Source organism: Pseudomonas sp. 21615526 (assembly GCF_013386245.1).
In the GTDB taxonomy this organism is placed as follows: Bacteria; Pseudomonadota; Gammaproteobacteria; order Pseudomonadales; family Pseudomonadaceae; genus Aquipseudomonas.
In genome coordinates this window covers 1-12,125 of record NZ_JACAOM010000021.1, presented here as the reverse complement: position 1 = coordinate 12,125, position 12,125 = coordinate 1, and the positions used below count along the sequence as shown (strand labels likewise).

Below are 12,125 nucleotides of genomic sequence, written 5' to 3'. Positions count from 1 at the left end.
TGAACAGCGCAAAAGTAAGCGGGCACGGTCAAATGTGGGAGCTGGCTTGCCTGCGATGGCATCAACTGGGTCTGCCTGATACACCGAGGTGTCTGCATCGCAGGCAAGCCAGCTCCCACAGAAAAGCAGAGCTGCATCAGCTTCAGATTTGGCTTTCGCTCTGGCTTTTGATCTGGCTTTTGATCTGGCTTCTAAACACTCAAGCCGGCCGGNNCCGCAGCAACGGATATGTACACAAAAAACACAGCACCCACCGGCGAAATGCCTGTCATCTAAGCGTCACCGTAACTTCATGGAGATGACACCGGCCCTACATAGCCTGACATGGCACAAACAAGTCGACCGGCCGTAACCCTGGCCGGCACTCGGAGACTCGCCATGACTCAGATCGCCCGCATCAGCGACACCGGCAATGAACGCCGTCTGCAAGCCGAACGCCTGATCGGCGCCCAGGCTTTGCAGGAAGCCCAGGCCCTGCGGTTCAACGTGTTCAGCGGCGAATTCAACGCCAAGCTGAAAGGCGCTGAACTGGGCCTGGACATGGATGACTATGATGTTCACTGCAGCCACATCGGCGTGCGGGATTTGAACAGCGGTCGACTCGTCGCCACCACCCGTTTGCTCGACCACCAGGCCGCCACCACCCTGGGCCGCTTCTACAGCGAAGAAGAATTCAGCCTCCACGGCCTGCTGCACCTCAAAGGCCCCATCCTGGAAATCGGCCGCACCTGCGTCGACCCCGCCTACCGCAACGGCGGCACCATCGCCGTGTTGTGGGGCGAGCTGGCCGAAGTCCTCAACCAGGGTGGCTACAGCTACCTGATGGGCTGCGCGAGCATCCCGATGCACGACGGCGGCATCCAGGCCCACGCCATCATGCAGCGCCTGCGCGAACGCTACCTGTGCAACGAACACCTGCGGGCCGAGCCGAAAAAGCCGCTGCCGGCACTGGACCTGCCATCCAACGTCATCGCCGAAATGCCCCCCTTGCTCAAGGCCTACATGCGCCTGGGTGCAAAGATTTGCGGCGAACCCTGCTGGGACGAAGACTTCCAGGTGGCCGACGTGTTCATCCTGCTCAAGCGCGACGAGCTGTGCCCGCGGTATGCCCGCCACTTCAAGGCAGCCATGTGATGAGCCGCCTTCGGGTGTACGGGCGAATTGCCCGCGTGCTGGTGGTGGTGGCCCTGGGTTTGACCATGGCCAGTGTGTTTGGCGTGTTTGAACGTCTGGGCGTGGCCAACTCGATGGTGCGCCGGCAGCGCTGGTCGCGTTTTTTCATGGCACGGCTGACCAACGCCCTGCCCTTTCGCGTGACCGTTCACGGTGAGTTGCCGCAACAGTCGATGCTGTGGGTCAGCAACCACGTATCGTGGACCGATATCCCGCTGCTGGGGATGGTGGCGCCGATGTCGTTCCTGTCCAAGGCCGAGGTGCGCACCTGGCCGGTGGCGGGCTGGTTGGCCGCCAAGGCAGGCAGCCTGTTCATCCGCCGAGGTTCGGGGGACAGCCAGTTAATTCGCAAACAGATGACGCGTCATCTGGAACAACAACACCCGCTGTTGATGTTCCCGGAAGGCACCACCACCGACGGCCGCGCCCTGCGTACGTTCCACGGGCGGTTACTGGCCAGTGCGATTGATGCCGATGTGTCGCTGCAACCGGTGGCGATTCGTTATCTGCGCGATGGCCACATCGACCCGCTGGCACCGTTTATTGGCGACGATGATTTGCTCTCGCACTTGATGCGTTTGTTCGGCAATGACCAGGGCGACGTGGAAATCCATCTGCTCAAGCCGATTGCCTGCGCCGGGCAAGAACGTGCGGCGCTGGCGTTCCAGGCGCAGCAGGCGGTGCAGAAGGCGTTGTTTGGCCCCCTTCCAGAAGCTGAGCAAATGCCAGCGCGGCCAGCATTCGCGGCCTGAAGCGAGCACGGTGAAAAATGTGGGAGCGGGCTTGCTCGCGAAGGCGGTGCATCAGTCAGCAGATTCATTAGCTGACCCACCGCTTTCGCGAGCAAGCCCGCTCCCACATTTATAGTTGTATTGCCAACTGGCTATTTGAGAACCGCTGCAATTCTGGGTAAAACACCCGAAAGTCCTCGCTCAACGGCTCGTACAGCGCTCGTAATTCCTGCATGGCATGGCCCAGTTCTTCGGGCCGTGTCAGGCGTCGGCCAATTCCTCGAAGTACCTGTTCCATCACCGCAAATTCGCGGTACGAACCCAGCCAGTCATCCGCCGCCATGTACGGCGCAATCTGCGCCAGCCGCCCCGGCAACGCCGGTTCTTCGGCGAGCACCCGGTAAACCTCAGAGGTAAATCGCTCCAGCGGCTGATCGGCATATAACGCCCAGTCCCGCGCCAGGCAGTGGTCGAAAAACACATCGAGGACAATCCCGGCATAGCGGCGCCGGGTCAGGGTGAAGCGCGACAGCGCCTGCCCGATCAGCGGATGACTGTCGGTGTAGCGATCGATTGAGCGATGCAACTGAATCGCCGACTCGATTTGCGGGCTGAATTGGCCTTGCAGGCGACCTTTAACAAAGTCGCCATACAGGCTGCCAAGCAATTGAGCAGGAAGTTGGCCGCCGAGGTGCAGATGTGCGAGATAATTCATGGCGCGCAGTCTAGCACTGCCGTCAACGTATCGTTATAACCCGATATACCGATTCAATCTGGTTTAAGACCAAAATCATATTGGTATATCGGGATACAACGATTTAAAGTTCGCCTCATCGCGATATAACGTTTTACAAAACCGAGCATCACTGCCATGTCCATCGACCTCGACGAAATAATAAAAGCCCTGGCGCACCCAGTACGGCGAGACATCCTCAACTGGCTGAAAGACCCGAAAGTGCAATTCCCCGAGCAGTTGCACAACCACGAATACGGCATTTGCGCCGGGCAGATCGACCAGCGCTGCGGGCTGTCTCAGTCCACCGTGTCGGCGCACCTGGCGAACCTGCAACGGGCGGGGCTGATCAGCAGCCAGAAGGCCGGCCAATGGCACTTTTTCAAACGCAATGAGGACGTGATCCAAGCCTTCCTCAAAGCGCTCACCGAAGAACTCAGCGCACCGCTGTAACAAGGACCCATCAATGCCTCTCTCGCTACTCATCCTGGCCTTAAGCGCCTTCGCCATCGGTACGACCGAGTTCGTCATCATGGGCCTGTTGCCCGATGTGGCGGCCGACCTCGGTGTATCGATTCCCGGCGCCGGCTGGCTGGTGACCGGCTACGCCCTGGGCGTGGCCATCGGTGCCCCCTTCATGGCACTGGCCACCGCCAAGCTGCCGCGCAAGGCCGCCCTGGTAGCGTTGATGGGCATCTTTATCATCGGCAATTTGCTCTGCGCCCTGGCCAGCGACTACAACGTGCTGATGTTTGCCCGTGTGGTCACCGCGCTGTGCCACGGCGCCTTCTTCGGTATCGGTTCGGTGGTCGCCGCCAACCTGGTGCCGGCCAACAAGCGTGCTTCGGCCGTGGCGCTGATGTTCACCGGCCTGACCCTGGCCAACGTGCTCGGCGTACCGCTGGGCACCGCGCTGGGTCAGGAAGCCGGCTGGCGCTCGACCTTCTGGGCCGTGACGGTGATTGGGGTGATCGCCCTGATCGGTCTGATCCGCTTCCTGCCGGCCAAGCGTGACGAGGAAAAACTCGACATGCGCGCCGAGCTCAGAGCACTCAAAGGCGCCGGCATCTGGCTGTCGCTGAGCATGACCGCGCTGTTCGCTGCGTCGATGTTCACCCTCTTCACCTACGTCGCGCCGCTGCTGGGGGACGTCACCGGTGTTTCGCCCAAAGGCGTGACCTGGACCCTGCTGCTGATCGGCCTGGGCCTGACCGTCGGCAACATCATCGGCGGCAAGCTGGCAGACAAGCGCCTGGCTGCCACCCTGATCGGCGTGTTCATCAGCATGGCGGTGGTGTCCACCGTCCTGACCTGGACCAGCGTCGCCGTGATCCCGACTGAAATCACCCTGTTCCTCTGGGCCACCGCCTCGTTTGCCGCCGTACCGGCACTGCAGATCAACGTGGTGACCTTCGGCAAGGCCGCACCGAACCTGGTGTCCACCTTGAACATCGGCGCCTTCAACATCGGCAACGCCCTCGGCGCCTGGGTGGGCGGCAGCGTGATTGCCCACGGCTTCGGCCTGACCAGCGTGCCCCTGGCCGCTGCTGCACTGGCCGTGCTCGCGCTGCTGGTGACCCTGATTACTTTCCGTCAGACCGGCGATGCCGACCTGGCCCCCGCGACTAACTGATCAACTAAAGAGAAGGGTGTTATCCCATGACGACTATTTTCGATCCGATCAAACTGGGCGACCTGGAACTGTCGAACCGCATCATCATGGCGCCGCTGACCCGCTGCCGTGCCGACGCCGGTCGCGTGCCCAATGCGCTGATGGCTGAGTACTACGTCCAACGCGCTTCCGCCGGGCTGATCCTCAGCGAAGCCACCTCCGTAACGCCAATGGGCGTGGGTTACCCGGACACCCCGGGCATCTGGTCCAACGACCAGGTTCGCGGCTGGGCCAATGTGACCAAGGCCGTGCACGGTGCAGGCGGCAAGATCTTCCTGCAACTGTGGCACGTGGGCCGGATCTCCCACGAGTCGTACCTGGACGGTGAAACCCCGGTCGCGCCAAGTGCCATCCAGCCTAAAGGCCACGTCAGCCTGGTACGTCCGCTGGCCGACTACCCTACCCCGCGCGCCCTGGAAGTCGCTGAAATCGCCGATATCGTCGACGCCTACCGCGTAGGTGCCGAGAATGCCAAGGCCGCCGGTTTTGACGGCGTGGAAGTCCACGGCGCGAACGGCTACCTGCTCGACCAGTTCCTGCAAAGCAGCACCAACCAGCGCACCGACAACTACGGCGGCTCCCTGGAAAACCGCGCACGCTTGCTGCTCGAAGTCACTGACGCCGTGATTGAAGTGTGGGGCGCCGGCCGTGTAGGCGTGCACCTGGCACCGCGCGCCGACTCCCACGATATGGGCGACGCCAACCTGTCGGAAACCTTCACCTACGTCGCCAAAGAGCTGGGCAAGCGTGGCATCGCGTTCATCTGCTCCCGTGAAAAGGAAGCAGGCGACAGCCTCGGCCCACAACTGAAAGCCGCCTTCGGTGGCCCGTACATCGCCAACGAACGCTTCACCAAGGACAGCGCCAACGCGTGGCTGGCTTCGGGCAAGGCTGACGCCGTGGCATTCGGCGTGCCGTTCATCGCCAACCCGGACCTGCCGGCTCGCCTGAAGGCCGATGCACCGCTGAACGAAGCACATCCAGAGACTTTCTACGCCAAAGGCCCGGTCGGCTACATCGACTACCCGACCCTGGCACTCTGATCTGCTGAAACGAAAAAGCCCCGACTTGCGAGAGCCGGGGCTTTTTTATGGGCCGCAGGAAACACTCCTTCACAGCCTTGCAACAATATTGCTACAAAATACTTAGCCAACTACCTATCAACCGCCCGCCAGCCCGTATATAACGTCACCCCACAAAATCAGGGAAAAGCCTGATTGACCACCCCCGGTGTTTATTGTTGACACAACTGGTCGCAATTACGCATTTTGTCTTAATTGCGCAGGCCAGGGCTCAAGCGCAGCATGTCCAACGCGATATCGACCCAGCGCTCTGCGTCCTGGGCCAACTGGAAACTGTCGGGCACCAGCAGCCACTGGCCGAGAATTCCGTCGATATAGGCGTGCATGCACACCGCGGCACGTACGGTGTCGAGATTCTCCGGAAGCTGCCCGCGATGGACCGCGTTACGCAAGGTCAGCCCGATGCGCAGGTTGCATTCGAGGCTGGCGGTCTGGCGCTGACGGCGCAGATCACACATTTCATCGGTGAATTCGCACTTATGAAACAAAATCTCATTGATGCGCCGGGTCTTCGGGTCCAGGGCCACTTGATGGAACAGATGAATCAGCAGCTTGCGCATGCAACCCAGCGGATCGACCTCGTCCTCGCTCTCACTGGCCCTGGCCAATTCATCCAGCGGCTCGTGCAGCGTATCGAGCATCGCCTGCACCAGGTCGGCCTTGTTGCTGAAATGCCAGTAGATGGCACCACGTGTCACGCCTGCCAGCGCGGCAATATCCGCCAGCGTGGTACGCGCAACCCCGCGCTCGTAGAAGGCCTGCTCGGCCGCTTCAAGAATCTGGCTGCGCGTTTCCTGAGCTTCCTCTTTGGTACGACGAACCATGGCAGTAAAACCTCAATCAGGAGACTTGGGGTGATCGGTAACGCAGACTCAACCGCTGCTAACGACCATCTGAATAATTGTGGGACGACGCCGTCAAGGGCGCCGAACGTACTAGAATCGAGGCTTTGGACGCTGCTTTGTCAACATTCCGCGAAGCCTGTCAAGAGTTTACAAACAACCATGAACGTAAGTATATTGCGTAGCAAGCTACTTATCCACTCAGTGCCTGTTTTTTACCCTTCCACACTTCTTGTGCGCACTCTGCGCGCCTGACCCGAGGATCTTCATGCAACTTAAGCCAGCTGTTACCGCCCTGGTTACTGCCGTCGCCCTGGCATCGCTGCTCAGCGGATGTAAAAAGGAAGAAGCGGCTCCGCCCGCTCAAACCCCTCAGGTCGGCGTGGTCACTATTCAACCTCAAGCCTTTACCCTGACATCCGAGCTGCCAGGCCGCACCACGGCCTATCGCATTGCCGAGGTTCGCCCTCAGGTCAACGGCATCATTCTCAAGCGTCTGTTCAAGGAAGGGGGCGACGTCAAGGAAGGCCAGCAGCTCTATCAGATCGATCCGTCGGTGTATGACGCCTCGCTGAAAAGCGCTCAGGCCAACCTCGCCCAGACCAAATCGATTGCCGATCGCTACAAGCAGTTGGTCGATGAGCAGGCCGTCAGCCGCCAGGAATACGACACCGCCGTGTCCAACCGCATGACCTCTGAAGCCAACGTGCAAACGGCCCAGATCAACGTGCGCTACACCAAGGTGTTTGCCCCGATCTCCGGGCGTATCGGTCGCTCTTCGGTCACCGAAGGCGCGCTGGTCAGCAACGGCCAGACCGACGCCATGGCAGTGATCCAGCAACTGGACCCGATCTACGTCGACGTCACGCAGTCCTCCGCCGAGATGCTGAAACTGCGTCGTGACCTGGAAAGCGGCCAACTGGAAAAAGCCGGCGAAAACGCGGCCAAGGTCAAGCTGACCCTGGAAGACGGCACCGCCTACGGCGTGGAAGGCAAGCTGGAATTCTCCGAAGTCTCGGTCGACGAAACCACCGGTTCCGTGACCTTGCGTGCCGTATTCCCGAACCCTGACCACACCCTGCTGCCGGGCATGTTCGTCCACGCGCAGTTGCAAGCCGGTGTGAACAGCAAGGCCATCCTGGCACCACAGCAAGGCGTGACCCGCGACCTGAAGGGCATCCCGACCGCGCTGGTGGTGAACAAGGACAACAAGGTCGAGCAACGTGTACTGGTGGCCAACCGCACTACCGGCGCCTACTGGCTGGTGGAAAAAGGCCTGAACGCCGGTGACCGTGTGATCACCGAAGGCCTGCAATTCATCAAGCCGGGCATCGAAGTCAAGGTCAAGGACGCTGATAACGCCAAACCCGCCGGTTCCGCTGCTGCTCCTGCTGCCGCTGCTGGTCAAGGGGAGTAATTCATGTCGAAATTTTTTATCGACCGTCCCATTTTCGCCTGGGTAATTGCCCTGGTGATCATGCTGGTCGGGGCACTGTCGATCCTGAAGTTGCCCATCAACCAGTACCCGGCCATCGCGCCAACCGCTATTGATATCCAGGTGACCTACCCGGGCGCGTCTGCACAAACCGTGCAGGACACCGTGGTGCAGGTCATCGAACAACAGCTCAACGGTATCGACAACCTGCGTTATGTCGCCTCGGACAGTAACTCCGACGGCAGCATGACCATCACCGCGACGTTCAACCAGGGTACCAACCCGGACATCGCCCAGGTTCAGGTACAGAACAAGCTCAACCTGGCGACCCCGCTGCTGCCACAAGAAGTACAGCAGCAGGGTATCCGCGTTACCAAGTCGGTGAAGAACTTCCTGATGGTGATCGGTCTGGTGTCGGAAGACGGCAGCATGACCAAGGATGACCTTTCCAACTACATCGTTTCCAACATCCAGGACCCGATTTCCCGGACCGCCGGTGTGGGCGACTTCCAGGTGTTCGGTTCCCAGTACGCCATGCGTATCTGGCTCGACCCGGCCAAGCTGAACAACTACCAGCTGACGCCAGTGGATGTCAGCAACGCCATCCAGGCGCAGAACGTCCAGGTGGCCACCGGCCAACTCGGCGGCCTGCCTGCCCTGCCCGGCACTCAGTTGAACGCCACCATCATCGGCAAGACGCGTCTGCAAACCACTGAAGCGTTCGGCAATATCCTGATGAAGGTCAATACCGACGGTTCCCAGGTTCGCCTGGGTGACGTTTCGCGTATCGAACTGGGCGGCCAGAACTACAGCATCAGCGCACAGTTCAACGGCAAGCCGGCTTCCGGTATGGCGATCAAGCTGGCAGCCGGTGCCAACGCACTGGACACCGCCAAGGCGATTCGCGAAACGGTTGCGTCCCTCGAACCGTTCTTCCCGCCTGGCATGAAGGCTGTGGTGCCGTATGACACCACGCCGGTTGTGACCGAATCGATCTCCGGTGTGGTTCACACCCTGATCGAAGCGATCGTGCTGGTGTTCCTGGTGATGTTCCTGTTCCTGCAGAACTTCCGCGCCACCATCATCACCACCATGACCGTACCGGTGGTATTGCTGGGTACCTTCGGGATCCTCGCTGCGTTCGGCTTCACCATCAACACCCTGACCATGTTCGGCATGATCCTGGCCATCGGCTTGCTGGTGGACGATGCCATCGTTGTGGTGGAGAACGTCGAGCGGGTAATGGCCGAGGAGCACTTGTCGCCCAAGGAGGCGACGGTCAAGTCCATGGGCCAGATCCAGGGGGCCCTGGTGGGTATCGCCCTGGTGCTGTCGGCGGTATTGCTGCCAATGGCGTTCTTCGGTGGTTCCACCGGTGTGATCTACCGCCAGTTCTCCATCACTATCGTTTCGGCGATGGCGCTGTCGGTACTGGTTGCCCTGGTCTTCACCCCGGCCTTGTGCGCCACCATGCTCAAGCCGATTGACCCGGAAAAACACGGCCAACCCAAGCGCGGCTTCTTCGGCTGGTTCAACCGTACCTTCGACCGTGGCGTACTGAGCTACGAGCGCGGCGTCGGTAACATGATCAAGCACAAGTTCCCGGCGTTCGTGGTCTATGCCCTGATCCTTGCCGGCATGATCTGGATGTTCACCCGCATTCCAAGCGCGTTCCTCCCAGAGGAAGACCAGGGCGTGATCTTTGCCCAGGTACAAACGCCGGTGGGTTCTTCGGCTGAACGTACGCAGAAAGTCATCGACGATATGCGCGCCTACCTGTTGAACGACAAGGAAGGCGAGCCAGGCGAAGGCAAGGCTGTCAAATCGGTGTTTACCGTGAACGGCTTCAACTTCGCCGGTCGTGGCCAGAGCTCGGGCCTCGCGTTCGTGATGCTCAAGCCGTGGGACGAGCGTGACTCGAGCCAGTCGGTATTTGAGGTTGCCAAGCGTGCCCAGGGTTACTTCTTCGGGGCCTTCAAGGACGCCATGGTATTTGCCGTGGTGCCACCTTCGGTACTCGAACTGGGTAACGCCACCGGTTTCGACGTGTTCCTGCAAGACCAGGGCGGCGTCGGCCACCAGAAGCTGATGGATGCGCGTAACCAGTTCCTGGGTGCCGCGGCACAAAGCAAGATCCTGGCGGGCGTGCGCCCCAACGGCGTGAACGATGAGCCGCAGTACGAGCTGACCGTTGACGACGAGAAGGCCAGTGCCCAGGGCATCAGCCTGGCAGACATCCAGCAGACCCTGGCAATCGCCTTGGGTGGCAGCTACATCAACGACTTCATCGACCGTGGTCGTGTGAAGAAGGTGTATGTACAGGGTGACGCCGCCAGCCGGATGTCTCCGGAAGACCTGAGCAAATGGTACGTGCGCAGCACGTCCGGGAAGATGGTGCCGCTGTCGGCCATCTCTTCGGGCAAGTGGATCTTCGGTTCGCCGAAACTCTCGCGCTATAACGGTGTAGCGGCGATGGAAATCCTCGGTACCCCGGCACCTGGCTACAGTACCGGTGATGCGATGGCGGAAGTCGAACGCATTGCCAAGGACCTGCCGGCTGGCGTTGGTTACTCCTGGACCGGCCTGTCGTACGAAGAACGTCTGTCCGGCTCCCAGGCACCTGCGCTGTACGCCCTGTCGCTGCTGGTGGTGTTCCTCTGCCTCGCGGCACTGTACGAAAGCTGGTCGATCCCGATTGCGGTGATTCTGGTTGTACCGCTGGGTGTGATCGGTGCGTTGATCGCCACCAGCCTGCGGGGACTGTCCAACGACGTGTTCTTCCAGGTGGGCCTGTTGGTGACGGTGGGCCTGGCAGCGAAAAACGCCATCCTGATCGTGGAGTTCGCCAAGGAGCTCCACGAACAGGGCAAAGGCATCGTCGAGTCGGCCATCGAGGCATCCCGCATGCGTCTGCGACCGATCATCATGACGTCCATGGCGTTCATGCTCGGCGTACTGCCCCTGGCAATTTCCACCGGTGCCGGCTCAGGTAGCCAGCACGCCATCGGTACGGGCGTAATTGGCGGTATGATCACCGCCACGGTCCTCGCGATCTTCTGGGTACCCCTGTTCTTCGCAACCGTGTCCTCCGCTGGCGAGCGTAAAAAGACTGAACCCAAGCAAACTCCTAAAGAGGCTGGCCAATGAGCAAGTCGCTACTTTCCTTAGCTGTCACGGCATTCGTGCTCAGTGGCTGCTCGCTGATCCCGGACTACCAGCGCCCTGAAGCGCCGGTAGCCGCGCAGTTCCCGCAGGGGCCGGCGTATTCGTCGGCCCAGGCGCCGGGCCAGGCGGCTGCCGAGCAGGGCTGGAAGCAGTTTTTCCATGACCCTGCCCTGCAACAGCTGATCCAGACCGCCCTGGTGAACAACCGCGACCTGCGTGTCGCGGCCCTGAACATCGATGCGTATGCCGCGCAGTACCAGATCCAGCGCGCCGACCTGTTCCCGGCGGTTTCGGCCACGGGCAGCGGCAGCCGTACGCGCACCCCGGCCAAGCTGTCGCAGACCGGCGAAGCGGGCATCACCAGCCAATACTCGGCGGGCCTCGGGATCAGTTCTTATGAGCTGGACCTGTTCGGCCGCGTACGCAGCCTGAGCGAACAAGCGCTGCAACAATACTTCGCGACCGAAGAAGCGCGTCGCACCACCCAGATCAGCCTGGTGGCCAGCGTGGCCAACGCCTACCTGACCTGGCAGGCCGACAAGGAGCTGCTCAAGCTCACCCAGGACACCCTGGGCGCGTACGAGCAGAGCTTCAAACTGACCTCGCGCAGCAATGAAGTCGGCGTGGCTTCGGCCCTGGACCTGAGCCAGGCCCGTACCTCGGTGGAAAACGCCCGGGTTGCACTGGCGCGTTATACCCGCCAGGTGGCCCAGGACGAAAACAACCTGACCCTGCTGCTGGGTACCGGCCTGCCAGCGAACATCGTCAGCCGGCCATTGGCTGATGACCTGTTGAGCGAAGTACCGGCCGGCCTGCCATCGGACCTGCTGCAACGTCGTCCCGACATCCTGCAGGCCGAGTACAACCTCAAGGCGGCCAACGCCAACATCGGAGCGGCACGCGCTGCGTTCTTCCCGAGCATCACCCTGACCGCCAGCGCCGGCACCGCGAGCCCGACCCTGGGCGGCCTGTTCAAGGGCGGTTCGGGTACCTGGTCGTTTGCACCGCAGATCAACATCCCGATCTTCAACGCCGGCAGCCTGCGCGCCAGCCTGGATTACTCGAAAATCCAGAAAGAGATCAACGTCGCCAACTACGAGAAAGCCATCCAGACCGGCTTCCAGGAAGTCTCCGACGGCCTCGCTGCCCGTGAGACCTACAAGCAGCAACTGGACGCCCAACGTGGCTTCGTCGCGGCCAACCAGGATTACTACCGCCTGGCCGAGCGTCGCTACCGTATTGGTGTCGACAGCAACCTGACGTTCCTCGACGCCCAGCGCCAACTGTTCAGT

The 12,125-nt window shown here is 61.0% G+C and carries 10 protein-coding genes; 8 read left to right on the top strand and 2 right to left on the bottom strand.

The window, feature by feature from the left end:
* The first annotated feature begins 378 nt into the window (after positions 1-378).
* Positions 379-1,134, top strand: a complete 756-nt coding sequence (gene olsB / locus HX786_RS08445; RefSeq protein ID WP_008431132.1) for an L-ornithine N(alpha)-acyltransferase — start codon at positions 379-381, stop codon at positions 1,132-1,134.
* Positions 1,134-1,925 (top strand): lysophospholipid acyltransferase family protein, encoded by a 792-nt coding sequence (locus HX786_RS08440; protein WP_003219789.1) that lies wholly within the window; start codon positions 1,134-1,136, stop codon positions 1,923-1,925. Before olsB ends, HX786_RS08440 begins: the two co-directional genes overlap by 1 nt.
* 109 nt (positions 1,926-2,034) lie before the next feature.
* Here HX786_RS08440 and HX786_RS08435 read toward each other — a convergent pair whose 3' ends face one another.
* Entirely contained in the window at positions 2,035-2,619 is a 585-nt protein-coding gene (locus tag HX786_RS08435) for an ACP phosphodiesterase (protein WP_003219791.1), read from the bottom strand.
* A 156-nt stretch (positions 2,620-2,775) separates the two neighbouring features.
* Here HX786_RS08435 and HX786_RS08430 point away from each other — a divergent pair, with 156 nt between their 5' ends.
* The 3 genes from HX786_RS08430 to HX786_RS08420 are packed head-to-tail and all read left to right on the top strand — an operon-like array spanning position 2,776 to position 5,352.
* On the top strand, positions 2,776-3,090 hold the full coding sequence (locus tag HX786_RS08430; RefSeq protein ID WP_003219793.1) for a helix-turn-helix transcriptional regulator: 315 nt from the start codon (positions 2,776-2,778) through the stop codon (positions 3,088-3,090).
* A gap of 13 nt (positions 3,091-3,103) precedes the next feature.
* Positions 3,104-4,270: an MFS transporter gene (locus HX786_RS08425; RefSeq protein ID WP_003219795.1), complete on the top strand. Its 1,167-nt coding sequence runs from the start codon at positions 3,104-3,106 to the stop codon at positions 4,268-4,270.
* Positions 4,271-4,296: 26 nt separating this feature from the next.
* A complete protein-coding gene (locus HX786_RS08420) occupies positions 4,297-5,352 on the top strand; it encodes an alkene reductase (RefSeq protein WP_177050525.1) in 1,056 nt (351 codons plus the stop codon).
* A 230-nt stretch (positions 5,353-5,582) separates the two neighbouring features.
* Here the strand turns inward: HX786_RS08420 and HX786_RS08415 are convergent, their stop codons facing one another.
* The gene (locus HX786_RS08415; protein WP_003219798.1) at positions 5,583-6,215 is read right to left on the bottom strand and encodes a TetR family transcriptional regulator; all 633 of its coding nucleotides are present in this window, start codon (positions 6,213-6,215) and stop codon (positions 5,583-5,585) included.
* Between the two features lie 286 nt (positions 6,216-6,501).
* Here HX786_RS08415 and HX786_RS08410 point away from each other — a divergent pair, with 286 nt between their 5' ends.
* The 3 genes from HX786_RS08410 to HX786_RS08400 all read left to right on the top strand — a co-directional run.
* Positions 6,502-7,650: an efflux RND transporter periplasmic adaptor subunit gene (locus HX786_RS08410; RefSeq protein WP_003219800.1), complete on the top strand. Its 1,149-nt coding sequence runs from the start codon at positions 6,502-6,504 to the stop codon at positions 7,648-7,650.
* A gap of 3 nt (positions 7,651-7,653) precedes the next feature.
* Positions 7,654-10,815 carry an efflux RND transporter permease subunit gene (locus HX786_RS08405; RefSeq protein ID WP_003219803.1) on the top strand — a complete coding sequence of 1,054 codons (3,162 nt, stop codon included), beginning with the start codon at positions 7,654-7,656 and terminating at the stop codon, positions 10,813-10,815.
* Positions 10,812-12,125, top strand: a 1,314-nt coding sequence (locus HX786_RS08400) for an efflux transporter outer membrane subunit (protein WP_178911934.1), incomplete at its 3' end; no start/stop codon positions are given. The genes HX786_RS08405 and HX786_RS08400, both read left to right, overlap by 4 nt.